At 66.5% G+C, this 17514-nt stretch carries 19 protein-coding genes; 14 read left to right on the plus strand and 5 right to left on the minus strand.

Features of this window, described 5'->3' with window-relative positions:
• The gene (locus JNL31_RS02320) at positions 1-2379 is read left to right on the plus strand and encodes a xanthine dehydrogenase family protein molybdopterin-binding subunit (protein WP_294969375.1); all 2379 of its coding nucleotides are present in this window, start codon (positions 1-3) and stop codon (positions 2377-2379) included.
• Between the two features lie 13 nt (positions 2380-2392).
• Positions 2393-3181 (plus strand): FAD binding domain-containing protein, encoded by a 789-nt coding sequence (locus tag JNL31_RS02325; RefSeq protein ID WP_294969377.1) that lies wholly within the window; start codon positions 2393-2395, stop codon positions 3179-3181.
• Between the two features lie 53 nt (positions 3182-3234).
• Here the strand turns inward: JNL31_RS02325 and JNL31_RS02330 are convergent, their stop codons facing one another.
• The 3 genes from JNL31_RS02330 to JNL31_RS02340 are packed head-to-tail and all read right to left on the minus strand — an operon-like array spanning position 3235 to position 6859.
• Entirely contained in the window at positions 3235-4086 is an 852-nt protein-coding gene (locus JNL31_RS02330; RefSeq protein ID WP_294969380.1) for an FAD:protein FMN transferase, read from the minus strand.
• Positions 4083-6158, minus strand: a complete 2076-nt coding sequence (locus JNL31_RS02335; RefSeq protein ID WP_294969382.1) for a 4Fe-4S binding protein — start codon at positions 6156-6158, stop codon at positions 4083-4085. The genes JNL31_RS02330 and JNL31_RS02335 overlap by 4 nt, the downstream gene beginning before the upstream one ends.
• Positions 6159-6211: 53 nt before the next feature.
• Positions 6212-6859, minus strand: coding sequence for a carbonic anhydrase (locus JNL31_RS02340; protein ID WP_294969385.1), 648 nt, complete (start codon positions 6857-6859; stop codon positions 6212-6214).
• 186 nt (positions 6860-7045) lie between these two features.
• Here JNL31_RS02340 and JNL31_RS02345 point away from each other — a divergent pair, with 186 nt between their 5' ends.
• The 3 genes from JNL31_RS02345 (at position 7046) to JNL31_RS02355 (ending at position 9890) form a co-directional block, all read left to right on the plus strand.
• Positions 7046-7390 carry a hypothetical protein gene (locus JNL31_RS02345; RefSeq protein ID WP_294969388.1) on the plus strand — a complete coding sequence of 115 codons (345 nt, stop codon included), beginning with the start codon at positions 7046-7048 and terminating at the stop codon, positions 7388-7390.
• A 238-nt stretch (positions 7391-7628) separates the two neighbouring features.
• Positions 7629-9017 (plus strand): M17 family metallopeptidase, encoded by a 1389-nt coding sequence (locus tag JNL31_RS02350; protein ID WP_294969444.1) that lies wholly within the window; start codon positions 7629-7631, stop codon positions 9015-9017.
• A 57-nt stretch (positions 9018-9074) separates the two neighbouring features.
• A complete protein-coding gene (locus JNL31_RS02355; protein ID WP_294969391.1) occupies positions 9075-9890 on the plus strand; it encodes an NlpC/P60 family protein in 816 nt (271 codons plus the stop codon).
• A gap of 55 nt (positions 9891-9945) precedes the next feature.
• On the opposite strand, the gene JNL31_RS02360 is transcribed toward JNL31_RS02355, so the two are convergent.
• Both JNL31_RS02360 and JNL31_RS02365 read right to left on the minus strand, forming a co-directional pair.
• Positions 9946-10290: a DUF2794 domain-containing protein gene (locus JNL31_RS02360; protein WP_294969394.1), complete on the minus strand. Its 345-nt coding sequence runs from the start codon at positions 10288-10290 to the stop codon at positions 9946-9948.
• A 30-nt stretch (positions 10291-10320) separates the two neighbouring features.
• On the minus strand, positions 10321-11328 hold the full coding sequence (locus JNL31_RS02365) for an asparaginase (RefSeq protein WP_294969398.1): 1008 nt from the start codon (positions 11326-11328) through the stop codon (positions 10321-10323).
• 180 nt (positions 11329-11508) lie between these two features.
• On the opposite strand from JNL31_RS02365, the gene JNL31_RS02370 reads away from it, so the two are divergent.
• The 9 genes from JNL31_RS02370 to JNL31_RS02410 all read left to right on the plus strand — a co-directional run bounded on the left by JNL31_RS02370 (position 11509) and on the right by JNL31_RS02410 (position 17285).
• On the plus strand, positions 11509-12039 hold the full coding sequence (locus JNL31_RS02370) for an invasion associated locus B family protein (protein WP_294969401.1): 531 nt from the start codon (positions 11509-11511) through the stop codon (positions 12037-12039).
• Positions 12040-12161: 122 nt separating this feature from the next.
• Positions 12162-13337 carry a 23S rRNA (adenine(2503)-C(2))-methyltransferase RlmN gene (gene rlmN, locus JNL31_RS02375; RefSeq protein ID WP_294969404.1) on the plus strand — a complete coding sequence of 392 codons (1176 nt, stop codon included), beginning with the start codon at positions 12162-12164 and terminating at the stop codon, positions 13335-13337.
• Between the two features lie 60 nt (positions 13338-13397).
• On the plus strand, positions 13398-13820 hold the full coding sequence (locus tag JNL31_RS02380; protein ID WP_294969407.1) for a DUF6173 family protein: 423 nt from the start codon (positions 13398-13400) through the stop codon (positions 13818-13820).
• Positions 13821-13895: 75 nt separating this feature from the next.
• Positions 13896-14045, plus strand: a complete 150-nt coding sequence (locus tag JNL31_RS02385) for an aa3-type cytochrome c oxidase subunit IV (protein WP_294969410.1) — start codon at positions 13896-13898, stop codon at positions 14043-14045.
• A 28-nt stretch (positions 14046-14073) separates the two neighbouring features.
• On the plus strand, positions 14074-14679 hold the full coding sequence (locus tag JNL31_RS02390; RefSeq protein WP_294969413.1) for a hypothetical protein: 606 nt from the start codon (positions 14074-14076) through the stop codon (positions 14677-14679).
• Between the two features lie 78 nt (positions 14680-14757).
• Complete coding sequence (mobA, locus tag JNL31_RS02395; RefSeq protein ID WP_294969416.1) at positions 14758-15348, plus strand: molybdenum cofactor guanylyltransferase MobA; 591 nt, start codon at positions 14758-14760, stop codon at positions 15346-15348.
• Positions 15345-15836 (plus strand): molybdopterin-guanine dinucleotide biosynthesis protein B, encoded by a 492-nt coding sequence (mobB, locus tag JNL31_RS02400; protein ID WP_294969419.1) that lies wholly within the window; start codon positions 15345-15347, stop codon positions 15834-15836. The genes mobA and mobB overlap by 4 nt, the downstream gene beginning before the upstream one ends.
• Positions 15829-16695: a molybdopterin guanine dinucleotide synthesis gene (locus tag JNL31_RS02405; RefSeq protein ID WP_294969422.1), complete on the plus strand. Its 867-nt coding sequence runs from the start codon at positions 15829-15831 to the stop codon at positions 16693-16695. The genes mobB and JNL31_RS02405 overlap by 8 nt, the downstream gene beginning before the upstream one ends.
• The gene (locus JNL31_RS02410) at positions 16686-17285 is read left to right on the plus strand and encodes a GNAT family N-acetyltransferase (protein ID WP_294969425.1); all 600 of its coding nucleotides are present in this window, start codon (positions 16686-16688) and stop codon (positions 17283-17285) included. The genes JNL31_RS02405 and JNL31_RS02410 overlap by 10 nt, the downstream gene beginning before the upstream one ends.
• Positions 17286-17514: the final 229 nt, after the last annotated feature.

Below are 17514 nucleotides of genomic sequence, written 5' to 3' on the forward strand. Positions count from 1 at the left end.
ATGCCGAAGGATCACGGGATTGGCGCGCCGATGAAGCGCCGCGAGGATGTCCGCTTCCTGACCGGGCGCGGAGTTTATACGGACGATCTGGCCCTGCACGGGCAGGCGGCGGCGGTCTTTGTCCGCTCGACCGTCGCGCATGGGCGGATCAAGTCGATCAATCCGACCAAGGCGGCGGCGATGCCGGGCGTGCTGGCGATCTTCACCGGCGAGGATTTCAAGGACGTTGGCGGCAACCCGGCAGGCTGGCTGATCAACAGCCGCGACGGCACGCCGATGCGGGAACCGAAGCGCCCGGTCTTGGCGCATGGCAAGGTGCGGCATGTGGGCGATGCCTATGCCGCCGTGATCGCGGAAACGCTGTCGCAGGCCAAGGATGCGGCGGAACAGCTGGCCGATGACAGCGTGATCGAGGAGCTTCCGGCCATCGTCGACATGAAGGCGGCGGTGGCGGATGCAACGAACCGCGTGCATGACGAGATCCCGGACAACCTGTGCTTCGACTGGGGCTGGATCGAGGACAACCGCGCCGCTGTTGACGCAGCGATGAAGGCGGCGCCGCATGTCGTCACCCTCAATCTGGTGAACAACCGGTTGGTGCCGAACGCGATGGAGCCCCGGGCTTCGATTGGCGAGTACAACCCGGGAACGGGCGACTACAAGCTGACGACGACCAGCCAGAACCCGCATCTGACACGGCTTCTGGTGGCGGCCTTCGTGCTGGGCATCCCGGAGAACAAGCTGACGGTCGTGGCCCCGGATGTGGGCGGCGGCTTCGGGTCGAAGATCTATCATTATGGCGAGGAAGCGCTGGTCCTGGCGGCGGCGAAGAAGCTGGGCCGCCCGGTGCGCTGGACGGCGGAACGCAGCGAGTCTTTCCTCACCGACGCGCATGGCCGCGACCATGTGACGAAGATCGAGCTGGGCTGCACCAAAGACGGGCAAATCCTTGCGATCCGCACCGAGACGCTGGCGAACGTGGGGGCCTATCTGTCGAACTTCTCGACCGCGACGCCGACCTTCCTGCACGGCACGCTGATGGCCGGGCCGTACAAGGTGCCGCATGTCTATGTGAACGTGAAAACCGTTTTCACCAACACCGCCCCGGTCGATGCCTATCGCGGTGCGGGACGGCCCGAGGCGACCTTCAGCCTGGAGCGGGTGATCGACAAGATGTGCCGCGAGCTGAACCTTGACCCGTTCGAGGTGCGGCGGAAGAACCTGCTGACCCCGGACCAGTTCCCCTATACCACGCCGGTTGGCCTTGTGTATGACACCGGCAACTATCAGGCGACGCTGGACCGCGCGATGGCGATGGCCGATGTGGCCGGGTTCGACAAGCGCGCGGCTGCTTCCAAGGCGCGCGGCAAGCTGCGCGGCATGGGGCTTTCCACCTGGATCGAGGCTTGCGGCATTGCGCCGTCGCATCTGGTGGGCATCCTGGGGTCGCGCGTCGGGCTTTATGATGCGGCGACGGTGCGGGTGAACGCGACCGGGAACCTGAGCGTGATGGTCGGCGCCCACAGCCACGGTCAGGGGCACGAGACGGTGTTTGCGCAGATCGTGGCCGAGAAGCTGGGGGTGCCCGAATCTTCGGTGGAAATCGTGCATGGCGACACCTCGAAAATCCCGTTCGGGATGGGGTCCTATGGCTCGCGGTCGCTGGCGGTCTGCGGGGTGGCGGTGACCAAGGCCATCGACAAGATCGTCGCCAAGGGCAAGAAGATCGCGGCGCATATGCTGGAGGCGTCGGAGGGTGACATCACCTTCGAGGACGGCAAGTTCAGCGTGGCGGGGACCGACAAGGCCAAGACCTTCGGCGAGATCGCCTTCAGCGCCTATGTCCCGCACAACTACCCCTTGGAGACGCTGGAACCGGGGCTGGAGGAGACTGCCTTCTACGACCCGGCCAACTTCACCTATCCCGCAGGCGCCTATATCTGCGAGGTCGAGGTCGACGAAGGGACCGGCAAGGTCGACGTGGTGGCGTTCCACTGTGCCGACGACTTCGGCAACGTGATGAACCCGATGGTGGTCGAGGGCCAGGTGCATGGCGGGGTGGGCCAGGGGATCGGCCAGGCCCTGTGCGAGTTCACGGCCTATGACGAGAACGGCCAGCTTCTGACCGGGTCCTACATGGACTATCCGATGCCCCGGGCCGAGGATGTGCCGTTCTACAACGTCGATTACAGCTGCCAGACGCCCTGCACGCACAACCCGCTGGGGGTGAAGGGCTGCGGCGAGGCTGGGGCCATCGGGTCACCCCCGGCGGTGGTCAACGCGGTGATCGACGCGCTGCATCGCGGGGGGCACGCCCATGTGACGCATATCGACATGCCGGTCTCGCCGTCGCGGGTCTGGCAGGCTGTGAACGGCTGAGGGGAGGACGATCATGCACAACTTTGATTTCGCGAAACCCTCGACGATTGCCGATGCGGCCAAGGCGTTGGCGGCGGACGGGGCGCAGGCCCTGTCGGGCGGGCAGACGTTGATCCCGACGATGAAGCAGCGGCTTGCCGCCCCGGCCACGCTGGTCAGCCTGACCGGCATCGCCGAGATGCAGGGAGTCTGTGTCGGCGATGGCGGGCTGCATATCGGGGCCGCAACGCCCCATGCGGTCGTGGCGAAGGAGGCCGCGAAACACTACCCGGCGCTGGCGGACCTGGCGGGGGGCATCGGCGACCCGGCGGTGCGGTCGCGGGGGACGATTGGTGGCAGCATTGCCAACAACGATCCGGCGGCGTGCTACCCTTCGGCGGTTCTGGCGTCCGGCGCGACGGTGGTGACCAACAAGCGCAAGATCGCGGCGGATGACTATTTCCAGGGGCTGTTTTCCACGGCGCTGGAGGAGGGGGAGTTCGTGACGAGCGTGGTCTTCCCGATCCCGCAGAAGGCGGCCTATGTGAAGTTCAACCAGCCCGCCAGCCGCTTTGCCCTGACCGGGGTCTTCGTCGCGAAGTTCGCGAACGGCGTGCGGGTCGGCGTGACCGGCGCGGGCAACGACGGCGTCTTTCGCTGGGCCGAAGCGGAGCGGGCGCTGTCGGCGGACTTCTCGGCCTCGGCTTTGTCGGGGCTGAAGGTTGATCCTGCGGGGATGAACGCGGACCTGCATGGCTCGGCCGCCTACCGGGCGAATCTGGTCAAGGTGCTGACGGGTCGCGCGGTGATGGCTGCGGGCTGACCCGTTCAGCAATTGAGAAAGGCCCGGTGGAGCGATCCGCCGGGCCTTTCGTTTCAGACGGTTTGCAGGTTGCCGTCGAAACCGACCAGCGTGACGCGGATCAGGCCCGGGTGGCGCAGGGCCGCGATCCGGTCGGCGGTCAGGAAGACCAGCGCCGTGGAGAGGGCGTCGGCGAGGGCAGCAGTCCTGGCCTCGACCGAAACGGTGGACCACAAGGGCGGCAGGCCCATTGGGTGGAGGATATGCGGCTGGCCGTTCACCAGCGTCGCCATGGGCGAGGAGGTGGCGATGGCGGTGCCGGTCAGGGTCCGGGTGGCAAGGTGGCCGTGGACCGGGTCTTGCAGGCCAAGGCGGAAGGGGCCGCCAAGCGCGGCAGTCTCGCCCATGTCGATCAGGGCGTGGTCGAAGCCGTGGGCGGCAAGGTGGGCTTTCACCGCATCGGCGCCGAAGCCTTGGGCGATGCCGTTGAAGGTCAGCGCCATGCCGGGTCGCAGGGTGATGCCAATGACGCGCTGGACGTGCCGCCAGCCGATTGGGGAGGTGTTGGCCCGACCCTCGGCTGCGGCCTGCCAGAGGGGCTGGACGGTCGGATCGAAGGCTCCGTCGGTCAGGCGATGGATGGCATCTGTCAGGTCGAGGACGGAGTTGAAGGCGAGCGATGGGGCGGCAAGCCGTCCGGTCGCGTTAAGGTCGGTCAGGGCCGAGGGGCGGTGGAGCGAGAAGTCGGCCTCGATGGCCTCGATCAGGGTAGGAAGGCTGGCGAGGGCGGCCGCGGCGGCATGAATGGGGCCGCGGAGGCTGAGGGCGCAATCGGCACCGAAGGCCCGGCCCTGCCAGCGGGTTTCTGCTTCGGCAGGCGTCGCAAGGGCGGCGGCGGAGAGGGCGAGGAAGCGGCGGCGGTTCATGTCCGGGCCTCGCGCAGGACGGGCGGGGCCAATGGGCGGCCCCTGGCGGCAAGGACCAATGGCACGCAGGCGGCGGGCGAGTTGTGGATCGTCACGCAATCGAGGCACTGGAAGCATTCGGAGTACTGGATCTGGCCGCTGGCCTTGATCGCCCCGTACTTGCAGCGCACCCGGCAAAGCTGGCAGGGCGATCCGCATTCCCGGCGCCGGGCGATCCAGTCGCGGCCCCGGATCACCCCGCCGATGGCCATGAGTGCGCCCAAGGGGCAGACCCAGCGGCAGAAGCCCTTGAAGGTGAAAAGGCCAAGGACCAGCCAGAGCGCGGCATAGGCGACGTAAGGCCAGTCGCGCAGGAAGACCGTCGTGATGGCCGTCTTGAACGGCTCGATTTCGGCGGCGGTGTCGAGGTGGGTCGGGGAAAACACGGCGACGCAGATCAGGGCGCCGAGGAGGAAGTATTTCAGGCTCTTGAAGCGGGCATCCCAGCGGGCCGGTGGCTCCCATTCCGGAAGGCGGAAGAAGCGGCCTGCGTGGTGGGCGAATTCCTGGAGCGCTCCGAACGGGCAGAGCCAGCCGCAGAAGAGCCCCCTGCCCCAGAGCACGAAGCCGAGGATGGTGACGGCCCAGATCAGGAGCGAAAACGGGTCGTAGAGGAGGAAGGCGAGCGAGCCATCGTCTAGCGCGGTGCGCAGGGTGGCGAGGGGAGTGACGATGGAAAGCTGGCCCTGCCCCCAGAAGCCGATGAAGCCGGTGACGAAGGCGAGGGCCGCGAGCCGGATCGGCGTGCAGAACGGGTGATCGGACAGACGGTTGATGCCGGGGCCAAGGGCAGCCAGAAGCAGGGCGAGGACGCAAGCCAGCAGCAGCAGGTCGGCCTGCCGGTTCAGGATCGCCTCGCGCCACGGCGCCAATTTTTCCGGCGGGGCCTCGCGCAGGAAGAAACGTTCGGGCGTCGCGAGTGTCAGGCGGAAATGGGCGCTGCCGACCTGCGGCTGGAACTGGCCGTGCGCGCGCAGCGCGGTGGCGGACAGCTCCCAGTCGGCGGCGGGATCGAAGCCAAGACGACGGTCGGTGCGCAGGATCATCGCCGTGCCCTGCGGGACCCCGGGCAGGGTTTCGAACAGGAGATCGGCATCGCGGAGCGCCAACGGCAGGCCGCCTTGCGTGGCGGACAGGAGGTCGGGTTCGGTGTTGCGGACAAAATCCGGCGAGACGAGGCCATGGCGGGCGGTGTCGATCACCAGGATCGGTTCGTCCTGCGGCGAGACGGTCAGGAAGCGGTTGAGGTCGGACAGGCTTTCCGGGGTCAGGACCGCGCGGGCAATGGAAGCCGGGCCAAGGTCGACGGCCCAGAGATCAAGGTAAAGGCCCTGCGGGTCGGCCTGCGCCTCGGGGTCGTCATGGGTCCAGAGCGTCCCGGCAAAGGCGGCATCTGCCTCGGCATTGGTGACGCGGAGGTTGCGGGCGATGCCTTGGGTGACGAGGTCGTCCCAGTTGAGGGCTTCGTCCACGGCAGGGTCGGGCCGGGCGGGTGGCGCGGACTGGATGCCCTGCATCCGTTCCCGCGCCACGGCCAGCGTCGCAGCCAGGATCGATTCATGCGCGATGCGGACCGAGGCGGTCGCCTTCGTCACCCCGTCGAGGTAGACCAGATCGGTGCCCGAGCCTTCGCCGTAGGGGTTGCCGACGACGAGGGGTTCGTTGATCGAATGCCCCCGGTACTGTTCGAGAAACTTCAGGAACGGCGCCTCGCCCAGACCCGAAACGAAGATTGGCTCGTTGTGATCCAGGAGGCGCACGTCGATGAAGGTGCCCTGCAGGTCGAGCAACACCAGCATGTTGATCGGCCCGCCCGAAAAGCCGGGCAAGGGGGCAAGCGGGCCGGTCTCGAACACATAGCCCGCCTCGGCCCCGCCGGAGTTCAGAAGGCTGTAGACCCCCTTGTCGTCCAGCGCCTCGCCCAGCGCGTAGGGTGGAAGGATCAGGGGCGCGATGCGGTCACGCGGGCTGGGGTCGGCAGCCGCAACCGCAACCGTCAGGCAGAGCCACAGCAGGGCAAGGACCACGCGCATGCGTCAAGGATAGGCGCGTGACGGCCCCGCGCGTATCCGACCAAAGTCGGCTTTCAGACCGGGAAGAAGTCGCCCCGCGCCGGATCGTAGTTTTCCAGCAGCCCCTCGCCGGTATTGTTCCAAAGGCCGTGCAGGGTCAGCCGGTCATCCTCGACCGCGGATTTCACGAAGGGGAAGGTGAGGAGGTTCTCCAGGCTGGTCAGCACGGCCTCTTTCTCCAGCGCCTGCAGGATCTCGGCGTCGGGCAAATGCGCGACCTTGTCGAAGCCGGGGCGCAGGATGTCCATCCAGCGGCCGACGAAGCTGGTCTTTTCCTCCAGCGCGGGAGCATGGCCGCGGCACATGTCGTGGCAGCCCTTGACCCCGCCGCAGTTGGAATGACCGAGGACCACGATATGCGCCACACCAAGGCTGGTGACGGCATATTCCACCGCAGCCGAGGTGCCGTGGCGTTCGCCGTCCGGAGTATAGGGCGGGACGAGGTTGGCGATGTTGCGGTGGATGAAGAACTCGCCCTCGTCCGCACCGAAGATCGAGGTGACATGCACCCGGCTGTCGCAGCAGGAAATCACCATGGCGCGGGGATGCTGGCCGCTTTCGGCCAGGCGGCGATACCAGGCGCGGTTGTCCTGGTAGGTGGTCGCGCGCCAGCCATGGAAGCGCTGGACCAGATAGGCAGGCAGGGGGCGGATGAAATTCATGGGCATCGTCCTCTGTTGTCGCACCCTCCCTATGCTGCATTTGCGGAAAATTCGAGGGGCAAAATCCGGGCCGAGGCCGAGGCAGGCAACCAATTCTTCAGCATGCGGGTCCAGGCTGGCGGCGGGTGTGATGAAACTTGGGTGTCTATGATGGGAGAGATTGCGACTCTCAGGCCACGAGAGGTCGTGCGCCAGGATGTCGAGGCCATTGCCGTGATCTACCGAAACCTCGGCGCGCCGGTCGCCGAACAGATGGTGACGCGGGCACTTGGGCAACTGGCGCTGACCATGGCCGGGATCGCCGAGCAGGTCCGCTCGCAGGAGTTGCGGGACCTGGCGCGGCAGCTGGCGCGGTTCGGGCGGCTTGCTGCCGATCTGGGACTGCTGAGCCTGGCCGCTGTGGCGAGCGACGCCGGAGCCTGTCTGGAAAAGGCGGACAGCACCGCGTTTGCGGCGGTCTGGGCGCGGCTTCTGCGGGTGGCAGAGCGCTCCCTTGCGGCCGAAACCGGGCTGGCGGACCAGTCGGTGTAGCGGATGAACCGCAAGTCTGGCTGGAATCGCTCAATGACGGGTTGAGAATACGATTGACGCTACAATTTCTTGGCGAGGACGGCCAACCCGCACCTGCGACAGTCGGCACCGGGTGGCGCAGATTGGGGGGGAAATCACGGCAATTCGGCGCAATCCTCTGGAAACGCTTGCTAACTGGCCCGAATATCCGGCAACTGATGGCAGGAAACGGGACCCCGACCGCCATATGTCCAAGAGCTTGATTTTTGCCTTTGCCACTGCGTCACCGAGCACGCGGCCGCTGTATGTCCTGCGCCCGGATGAAATCGCGACCTTCCAGGCCGAACGGGGTGCTGCCTGGGCGGAATGGCTGACGGCCACCGACTTCGAGGCCGGACTGGGTGAGGTGCGACTGCTTCCGGGCAAGGATGGTGGCGTGGCCGGGGCCGTGGTGGGCTATGGCTCGGCCCAGGCGCGGCGGCGGACACGATTTGGCCTGGCAAAGGCGGTGGCTGGCCTGCCCGCGGGCGACTGGGCTTTGCAGGGAACGCTGGATCAGGGCGAGCGGACCGAAGCCGCTCTGGCCTGGCTTCTGTCGGCCTACCGCTTCGACCGCTACCGTCCGGGTCGAAAACCTGCCGCTGAGACGCGTCTGGTGTGTCCCGAGCATGTCGACCCGGAACGCCTGATCGCGATGGCCGAGGCCGAGGCGCTGACCCGCGACCTGATCAACACCCCGGCCGAAGACATGGGACCGGCCGAGCTGGAAACCGCATTCCTTGACCTGGCGGCCGGGTTCGGCGCCACGACCGAGGTGATCCGGGGCGAGGATCTTCTGACCCAGGGCTTCCCGATGATCCATGCCGTGGGACGGGCCAGTCCCCGGGTGCCGCGTCTGCTGGACATGCGGTGGGGGTCCGCAGGGCCGAAGCTGACGCTGGTCGGCAAGGGGGTCTGCTTCGATACCGGCGGCCTGAACCTGAAGCCTTCCGCCGGAATGAGCCTGATGAAGAAGGACATGGGTGGGGCCGCGACAGTAATTGGACTGGCCCGCATGATCATGTCGCTGGGCCTTGCGGTGCAACTGCGCGTCCTGGTTCCGGCGGTGGAGAACCTGGTTTCGGGTACGTCGATCAAGCCGAAGGACATCCTGACCAGCCGCAAGGGCCTGACGGTCGAAGTGAATGATACGGATGCCGAAGGGCGGCTGATCCTGGCGGACGCGCTGGCCTATGCCTGCGAGGGGAACCCGGATATCCTGATCAGCATGGCCACGCTGACCGGGGCCGCGCGGGTCGCCGTCGGGCCGGACCTGGCGCCCTACTACACCGACGACGCAGGACTTGCCGCCGCACTGGAGGCGGGCGCCAAAGCCGGTTTTGATCCGGTCTGGCGGTTGCCGTTCCACGACGCCTATGAAACCGTGATCGAGCCGGGGATCGCCGACCTGGACAATGCGCCGGGCTATGGTTTCGCCGGTTCGATCACGGCTGCGCTGTTCGTGCGGCGCTTTGTCGAGGGGCCGCGCTACATGCATTTCGACATCTATGGCCACACCCCGAGCGACCTCCCGGCCCGGCCGAAGGGCGGGGTCGGCCAGGGCGCGCGGGCGCTTCTGGAGGCGCTGCCTGCGATGCTGCGACAGTGAGGTGCTGCTCCGACGACGCCGGGGCAGAAGCGGGGAGAACGAGTTGAGGAGAACGCGATGGACAGACGGCTGACGCCCTTTTCAGGCCGGGTGGCGCATGTCTCGCTTTCGGGGCTGGTAAACGCACCCCTGACGGAGGGGCTTCGGGCGCAGGTCATTGTGCCGGTGGCAAATCTCTGTGTCAGCGTGGGCGGTGCGCGCGACCGGCAACTGCTGATGGGCGACGCCGTGACGGTGATCGACCGCGATCAGGGCCATGTCTTCGTGATGTCGGACAAGGACGGGTATTGCGGCTGGATGGCGGAAAACACGCTGGGCCAGGGCCCCGAGCCGACGCACTGGGTCGCGTCGCCCGGCACCCATCTTTATGCCGAGCCACAAGTGCAGGCGCCCGACAAGATGGCGCTGAGCATGGGGACGCGATTGACGGTGATCGGGTCCTGGGGCGCATGGGCCAACACGCCACACGGCTTCGTGCCGCTCCGCCACCTGCGGGCCCTGGGTGACTGGGAGGAGGATCCGGTCGCGGTGGCCGAGAGCCTTTTGGGCACGCCCTATCTGTGGGGCGGCAATTCGCGCTTCGGGCTGGATTGTTCAGGTCTGGTGCAACTGTCGCTGATCAGTTGCGGCAAGCCCTGCCCCGGGGACAGCGACATGCAGATGTCGCTCGGTCGGCTTCTGGCCCCGAACGAGCCGATGAAACGGGGCGACCTGATCTTCTGGAAGGGCCATGTCGCGATGCTGGTCGACCGCGACCGGATGATCCACTCCAACGGGCATACGATGTCGGTCGCCTATGAAGGGCTGAAGGACGCCATCGCGCGGGTTTCTGCCGGGGGCGGTGGGCTGGTGACGGCGCGACAGCGGCTTTGACCGCGGCCGACGGCTGGCCCCTCGGGGAAACAAGATCGAACCAGATGGCGCTGCGTCAGACCGGACCGATCAACCGGCGCTCCAGCACCTTCAGCACCTGATCCAGATCATGCCCCCGCCGCAAGACGCGGCCGTCCATGCCGACGACCGCGTAGAGCCCCTGACGGGCGCGAACCTTCGGACGCTTTTCGATCCGGTAAAGCGGCGTTTCCGCCGTGCGTCGGAAGACCGCGAAGACAGCAAGGTCACGCATGGCGGCGATGGCATAGTCACGCCACTCCCCGGCCGCGACCATCCGGCCATAGACCCGCAGGATCAGGCCAAGCTCCTTTCGGTCGAAGCGGACCTCCTCGGCGATGCGGGTGGTCTGCGGAAACGGGATCGGCGCCTCGACATTCATGGGGAAAGCTTACGCGATGTCGCCCTCAAATCAACCGGGAAAGCCGTCGGCCATGCGGTAGAAGCCGGTTTCAAGGCCCCGCCAGTTGCGCTGGACACCTGCCATCCGCTTGACGGCCGCCGGATGCGCGGGGTCAAGGACGCCGATCTTTGCAAGAAGGGCCGTGACGGCAGCCTCGGACGCGCGATAGCCGCCATCGACCACCTTGAGCGCTATCCCGAAGCCCTTTTCCGGCACGATGGCGACATAGACCGCCTCGGCCCCGCCCTTGATCGCGACGCGTCCGTCCATCGCACGCATCAGTTCGGTGCAGGTCTCGCCCTCGCCCGAAATCAGGTGCGGATGGGCGGCCATCGCCCGGGTCAGCCGGAACATCGCATCCTCACGCGCGCCGTGACCTTCGCGAGCGGTGGCATATTTCGCCATCGCGCGGGCCAGCCCCTCGACCGTCATGGCGAAGTTCGGGGCGGAACAGCCGTCGACGCCCCAGCCCGCGACCGTCTCGCCCGTGACTTCTTCCGTTGCCAAGCGGACTGCCTTTTGCAGCGGGTGGTCGATTTCGACATATTCCGGCCCGGCTTTCAGATGCTGGGTCACCGTCAGGAAGCCGGAATGCTTGCCCGAGCAGTTGTTGTGCAACTGGCAGGGTTTTTCATGGGCCTCGACCAGCCGGTTGCGCTCGGTCAGGTCGCCAGGTTCATGCGCGCCGCAGCGCAGGTCGGATTCGCCAAGACCGAGGTCAGCCAGCCAGCGCCCCGCAAGGTCGACATGCACATGCGCACCCCGGTGGCTGGCGCAGGCAAGCGCCAGATGCGCCTGCGACAACCCCCGCGCGTCAGCGGCGCCGGTTTCCAGCAAGGGCAGCGCCTGCATCATCTTGGCCGACGACCGCGGGAAGATCACCGCCTGCGGATTGCCCCAGGCCGCGACCACACCCTTGGCATCGCAGATCACCGCATGGGCCTGATGCACGCATTCCAGGAGGCCCCCGCGCCAGACTTCCATGACCGGAACCGCGCCGTCGCTGACCTTTGCCATTGCTCTCCCCCTTATTCTTCCGTCACATATGCGCGAATTCCCGCCCAGCGGGCTTTCGCGGCATGGCCCTTTTGATTATGGCTGGAATATCGGGTAGAACGACGCCGCGCCAGTCAAAAGCCTGCCCCGGGGCAGCGCGACATGGCAAGGCACGAAGACAGCTTGGAGGCTGCGTCAACGATGACATCCCTTTTCGGTCGCACGCTTGCGCTTGCCGCGATCACGTTTGCCGGGGCTGGATCCCTGGCCCCCGTTTCGGCTCAGGAATCGACCAATCGCGTCGCCACGATGACGGACTGGAACGTCTTTACCGAGGAAAGCCCCAAGGAATGCTGGGGCGTATCGAAGCCGAAGGAAACCGTGAACAGCCGTGACGGCCAGCCGGTTTCGGTTCGGCGCGGCGATATCCTTCTGTTCGTCACCTTCCGCCCCGGCAAGCCGGGCGAGATCAGCTTTACCGGCGGCTACCCCTTCGCGGGCGGCTCGACGGTGGAAGTCGCGATCGACGGCAGTGCGTTCCAGCTGTTCACCGATGGCGAATGGGCCTGGCCGGGCAGTGCCGAGGATGACGCGAAGCTTCTCGCGGCCTTGAAGGCCGGGACGAACGCCACGCTCACCGCGCGGTCGGGCAAGGGCACCGAGACGAAGGACACCTTCAGCTTGCGGGGCTTCACCGCCGCAATGGAAGACGCCGGGAAGCGCTGCCAATAACGGCGGCCTGCCCTGCCCTGAAGCGCCCCCTCGCGGGGCGCTTTGCATTTTCCGGGGAATCGCCTATATGCGCCCCACATCCAGATCGCCTGTGACAAGGCCCCGTGAAAGGATCTGCCGCCATGACTGCCCCCATCACGCAAGACGTGCTGACCATTCCGCGCAAGCTGCCCGAGGGTGGCAAAACGAACCTCGTCGGGTTGACGCGCGACGGCCTGCGCGCCGCGCTGATCGCTGCCGGGACACCGGAGAAGCAGGCGAAGATGCGGCTCGGTCAGGTCTGGCAATGGGTCTATCACTGGGGCGTCCGCGACTTTGCGCTGATGACCAACCTCGCCAAGGATTACCGCGCGCTTCTGGCCGAGAACTTCGTGATCGAGATTCCCGAAGTCGTCACCCGGCAGATTTCGGAAGACGGCACCCGCAAGTACCTGGTCCGTATCGCCGGGGGCCACGAGGTCGAGGTGGTCTATATCCCGGAAACCGACCGGGGGACCTTGTGCATCTCCTCCCAGGTCGGCTGCACGCTGACCTGTTCCTTCTGCCACACCGGTACGCAAAAGCTGGTGCGCAACCTGACCGCAGCGGAAATCGTCGGCCAAGTGATGCTGGCCCGCGATGACCTTGACGAATGGCCCGTTCCCGGAGCACTCAAGGAAGAGGTCCGCCTGATCTCGAACGTCGTGCTGATGGGGATGGGCGAGCCGCTTTACAATTTCGAGAACGTCCGCGACGCGATGAACATCGTGATGGACGGTGAGGGGATTGCCCTTGGCCGCCGCCGGATCACGCTGTCGACCAGCGGTGTGGTCCCGGAGATTGCCCGCACCGCCACGGAAATCGGCTGCCAGCTCGCGGTCAGCTTCCACGCCACGACCGATGAGGTCCGCGACGTGCTGGTGCCGATCAACAAGCGCTGGAACATCGCCACGCTCTTGGAGGCGCTGAAGGCCTATCCGGGTCTGTCGAACTCGGAGCGGATCACCTTTGAATATGTCATGCTGGACGGGGTGAACGACACCAAGGAAGACGCCTACCGTCTGGTCAAGCTTCTGGAGGGCATCCCCGCCAAGGTGAACCTGATCCCGTTCAACGAATGGCCCGGCGCGCCCTACAAGAGGTCATCGGGGAACCGGATCCATACCTTCGCCGATATCATCTACAAGGCCGGCTATGCCTCGCCGATCCGCACCCCGCGCGGCGAGGACATCATGGCCGCCTGCGGGCAGCTGAAATCCGCGACCGAGAGGGAGCGGAAGTCGAAAGCCCGGATCGAGGCCGAGGCGGGCCTGTCCTGACCCCTTGCGGGCCGGGGCGGTTTTGGCTTCTCTGGCGGGACATGGATGAAGGACAAACCGATGGCGAAGGCCGCAGCGAAGACCCCTGCCCCGAAAAAACCCGTCGCAGGCAAGACGGCTGCGAAACCTGCGGCGGACCGTCCGAAAAGCCCCGCCGAATGGGCGCATGACCGGCTGGTCATGTATATCCGCAACTTCGAAAGCCAGCTCGATGCGCAGCAGGAAATCGCGATGGGCTTCGCCTCCGACGAATCCGGTGTCTTGCGAATCGAGGGGCTGGGCTTCTTCGACCCCGACATCATCACCTTCTACGGCCGCGACGAGGAGGGGGCAAAGACCCAGCTGATCCAGCATGTGACCCAGCTTTCGGTGACGCTGCGCGCCGTGCCGAAGGAGGCCAGGGCCGAAGCTCCGCGCCGGATCGGGTTCCAGCTCAACTCGGGCTGGGTCGGTGGGGATTCGGGGGACGCATCAGCCGGTTAGGCTGCCGCAACCCCGTGACAGGGCCTGGCGAATAGGCTATGGCCAACGAAAGATGAAATTCCAGGGAACGGAAACATGGCCGATCACCACCACGCCGAACATGTACAGGGCTCGATGGACATCCGCGCGCAGGAAAAGACCTTCGCGGGTTTCATCCGCGTGTCAGTCTGGGTGGCCGGGCTTGCCATCGCCGTGCTGATCTTCCTCGCACTCGCCAATTCCTGAGCGTCTGGCTCCGCGCGGGATACAGCCGATGCGCCTTTTATTGTGCCTGATTGCGCTTCTGGGTCTTGCGGCATGCGCGGAACCCAAGTGGGCGCCGCAGGAACAGGTGGATGCCGTCCGCTATGTCGAAGGGCCGCCAAACTACATCACGCTCTATACCGTGGTGAACAAGTCCACCGGCTCGGGCGCGCATTCGGCGATCCTGGTCAATGCCTCGCAACGGGTGATCTTTGACCCGGCAGGCACCTGGTATCACCCCAAGCTGCCGGAACGGAACGATGTCACCTTCGGCATGAACGACAAGGCGCTGGCCTTCTACATCGACTACCACACCCGCAAGACCTACGACACGATCGAGCAGAAGGTCTATGTCTCGCCCGAGATCGCGGAACTGGTCTTGCAGCGGGTGCTGAACAACGGTGCGGTGGCCAAGGCGATGTGCACCAATGCGACCTCGTCGATCCTGGCGGGCGTTCCCGGCTTCGAATCCTTGCCGCGGACATTGTCGCCGAAGCGGCTGTCGAAGGCCTTTGGCGAGTTGCCGGGTGTCACGACACGGGTCATCACCGATGATGACGACGACAACAACCACGGCGTCCTTCTGGTGCAGCACGACGGCACGCCGCTGGAGTGATCGACCCGCCGTCGCTTGAACCGGCTGCGTGATGCGGTAGGCTTTCGCCGCAGCCCCGGGCCAGTGGAAAGGCAACTCTTGCAAATCTTCGGCGTGATCCTTGCGGGCGGCCAGGCCCGGCGGATGGGCGGGGCGGACAAGGCCTTCGTCGCGCTGGCCGGTCGCCCGCTGATCGCCCATGTGCTTGCCCGGCTGGAACCGCAGGTGGAGCGGGTGTTGATCTCGGCCAATGGCGATCCGTCGCGCTTTGCCGGGTTCGGCTGTCCGGTCGTGGCGGATGACAGGCCGCAGGGTCCGCTGTCGGGGGTGCTGGCAGCGCTGATCGCCGCATCCGGGATGGGGGCGACACATGTCGTTTCCACCCCTGTCGATACGCCCTTCCTGCCGGGCGATCTGGTGCCGCAACTGCTGCTCGCCGCCGAGGCCTCGCTGGAAGGCCTGGCGCTGGTGGCCGCCGGGGACGGTGATCACCCGGCGACCGCGCTCTGGCCCGTGGGCCTGGCCCCTGCCCTTGCGGCCTACCTGGCTGCGGGCGAGGCGAAAGTGACCCGCTTTACCGACGCGCATGCCGCGGCGCGCGCGTATTTCGCCGATGCCCGTGCCTTCCTGAACCTGAACACCCCCGAAGATCTCGCCGCCGCCGAGGCCTTGCTGAGAGGCGCGGCATGAGGGTCTACGGCGTCATCGGCTGGAAGAACTCCGGCAAGACCAGCCTGATGGAACGGCTGGTGGCCGAGATCACCGGGCGGGGCTATTCCGTCTCGACCGTCAAGCATGTGCATCATGCCGTCGATCTGGACCATCCTGGCAAGGACACGTTCCGGCATCGCCAAGCGGGCGCGCGCGAGGTGGTGCTGGCCTCGGCCGACCGCTTCGCGCTGATGGTCGAACACCGGGGTCCGGAACCCGAGCTGACCACCGTGCTGGCCCGCCTCGCCCCGGTCGACCTCGTGCTGGTCGAGGGCTACAAGCGCGACGCCCACCCCAAGGTCGAGGTCTGGCGCGAGGAGACCGGCCATCCGCTGATCCAGCCCCATGACCCGCTGGTGCGCGCGGTGGCGACGGATGCCGGGCTGAAGCTGAAAGTGCCGGTCTTGGACCTGAACGACACCGGCGCCGTGGCCGACTTCATCCTGCGCGAGGTGGGGCTTGTTTGACCGGGTGATCGTGGTCGACTGGTCGGCGGCGAACCTGCCGACCAGTGCCACCAACCGGGCCAATGCCGTCTGGATCGGCTGCCACGATGCCGAGGGCGGCGCCGAGTGGCACCACCGCACCCGTGCTGGTGCCGAAGCGCAGATCGTGGCCCTAATCGAGACCGCGCGCGCCGCAGGGATGCGCCTGCTGATCGGATTCGACTTCGCGATGGGCTACCCGGCAGGCTTCGCGGCCCGTCTGACCGGAGAGGTGTCGGCACCGGCAGTCTGGCGCTGGCTTGCGGGCGCGATCACCGATGTCGAGAATCGCAACAACCGCTTCGAGGTCGCCACCCGGATCAATGCCGCCTTTCCCGAGGGTCCGGGTCCGTTCTGGAGCCATCCCACGGGCCAGGTCTGGCCCGGCCTGCCCTTCCGCCGCGCTGGCATCGACTACGCCGCGCTGGGACTGGCCGAAACGCGGACGGCAGAAACCGTGGTGCGCCGTGCGAAGAGCCCCTGGATGCTGTTCAACCCGGGATCGGTTGGGTCGCAAAGCCTGCTGGGGCTGCCGATGATCCACCGGCTGAGCCAGATGCCCGGCGTCGCGGTCTGGCCCTTTGCCGCCCCTGACGCCCCGGTGGTGCTGGCCGAGGTCTACCCCTCGCTCCTCGCCGGGCCCGTCGCAATCCTGGCGAACGAAGAGGGGCTGACCGCCGACCAGGCGCAGGTCCGGCTGCTGTCGCGGGCACTGCACCGGCTTTCCCGGCACGACCGGCTGGCGCCCCTGTTCGACGCCCCTCCCGAAGCCGCCGAGGAGGGATGGATTCTTGGTGCCGGTCACGCGTCCCTTCTGGCCGAGGCGCTGGCATGGGCGTGACCATCTACCGGGGCCTGCATTCCAGCCTCCGCCCGCAGGCGGCGCGGCTTTACTGGGAGGCGTTCGGGGGCAAGCTGGGGCGGGTGCTGGGGCCGGACGAGCGGGCCTTGCGGTTCTTCCAGCGGGTGATCCGGGGGGACCTGTGTTTCGCTGCGGTCGATGAGCGGGGCGAGCTGGTGGGGATCGCGGGATACAAGACCCCGGCGGGGAGCTTCGCGGGGGGAAGCTGGGATGACCTGGCCGAGGTCTACGGGCGCTGGGGCGGGCGGTGGCGGGGCGGCGTTCTGTGGGCGCTGGGGCGGGAGGTCGACAACGACCGCTTCCTGATCGACGGGATTTGCGTGGCAAAGGCCCACCGGAGCAAGGGGGTGGGGTCGATGCTTCTGGGCGCTCTCTACAGGGAGGCGGCGGAGCGGGGGTATCGCTCGATCCGGCTGGACGTGATCGAGGACAACTTCCGGGCGCGGGCGCTCTATGAGCGGCAGGGGTTCCGGGCGGTGCGAACCGAGGAGCTGGGGCTGCTGAGGTTCCTGTTCGGATTCGCCTCGTCGACGACGATGGTGCGGCCCCTGCGCGGGCCGGGGGACTGAAGTGTCCACGGTGGACAGAATTTTCGATCGTTTGGAATCAATAGGTTGCCCGCGGACATTAAGGGTTTGGCAAGGTTTGCCTCTGGCACTTGTGGCCCCGTCCAGCACCTGTCAGAATATGATCAAATTCCATATCTCGGAGTCCGACCATGATCACGAAGCGCGAATTCTACATCGACGGGAACTGGGTTGCGCCGCTGGAGGCGCGGGATTGCCCGGTGATCGACCC

Origin of the sequence: Tabrizicola sp., assembly GCF_016792905.1 — a bacterium.
Lineage (GTDB): Bacteria > Pseudomonadota > Alphaproteobacteria > Rhodobacterales > Rhodobacteraceae > Tabrizicola.

Bases quoted from the DNA above. Each gene is read 5' to 3' on its own strand.
- JNL31_RS02320 (WP_294969375.1), top strand. From the start codon at position 1: ATGCCGAAGGATCACGGGATTGGCGCGCCGATGAAGCGCCGCGAGGAT.
- JNL31_RS02325 (WP_294969377.1), top strand. From the start codon at position 2,393: ATGCACAACTTTGATTTCGCGAAACCCTCGACGATTGCCGATGCGGCC.
- JNL31_RS02330 (WP_294969380.1), bottom strand. From the start codon at position 4,086: ATGAACCGCCGCCGCTTCCTCGCCCTCTCCGCCGCCGCCCTTGCGACG.
- JNL31_RS02335 (WP_294969382.1), bottom strand. From the start codon at position 6,158: ATGCGCGTGGTCCTTGCCCTGCTGTGGCTCTGCCTGACGGTTGCGGTT.
- JNL31_RS02340 (WP_294969385.1), bottom strand. From the start codon at position 6,859: ATGAATTTCATCCGCCCCCTGCCTGCCTATCTGGTCCAGCGCTTCCAT.
- JNL31_RS02355 (WP_294969391.1), top strand. From the start codon at position 9,075: ATGGACAGACGGCTGACGCCCTTTTCAGGCCGGGTGGCGCATGTCTCG.
- JNL31_RS02360 (WP_294969394.1), bottom strand. From the start codon at position 10,290: ATGAATGTCGAGGCGCCGATCCCGTTTCCGCAGACCACCCGCATCGCC.
- JNL31_RS02365 (WP_294969398.1), bottom strand. From the start codon at position 11,328: ATGGCAAAGGTCAGCGACGGCGCGGTTCCGGTCATGGAAGTCTGGCGC.
- JNL31_RS02370 (WP_294969401.1), top strand. From the start codon at position 11,509: ATGACATCCCTTTTCGGTCGCACGCTTGCGCTTGCCGCGATCACGTTT.
- rlmN (WP_294969404.1), top strand. From the start codon at position 12,162: ATGACTGCCCCCATCACGCAAGACGTGCTGACCATTCCGCGCAAGCTG.
- JNL31_RS02380 (WP_294969407.1), top strand. From the start codon at position 13,398: ATGGCGAAGGCCGCAGCGAAGACCCCTGCCCCGAAAAAACCCGTCGCA.
- JNL31_RS02385 (WP_294969410.1), top strand. From the start codon at position 13,896: ATGGCCGATCACCACCACGCCGAACATGTACAGGGCTCGATGGACATC.
- JNL31_RS02390 (WP_294969413.1), top strand. From the start codon at position 14,074: ATGCGCCTTTTATTGTGCCTGATTGCGCTTCTGGGTCTTGCGGCATGC.
- mobB (WP_294969419.1), top strand. From the start codon at position 15,345: ATGAGGGTCTACGGCGTCATCGGCTGGAAGAACTCCGGCAAGACCAGC.
- JNL31_RS02410 (WP_294969425.1), top strand. From the start codon at position 16,686: ATGGGCGTGACCATCTACCGGGGCCTGCATTCCAGCCTCCGCCCGCAG.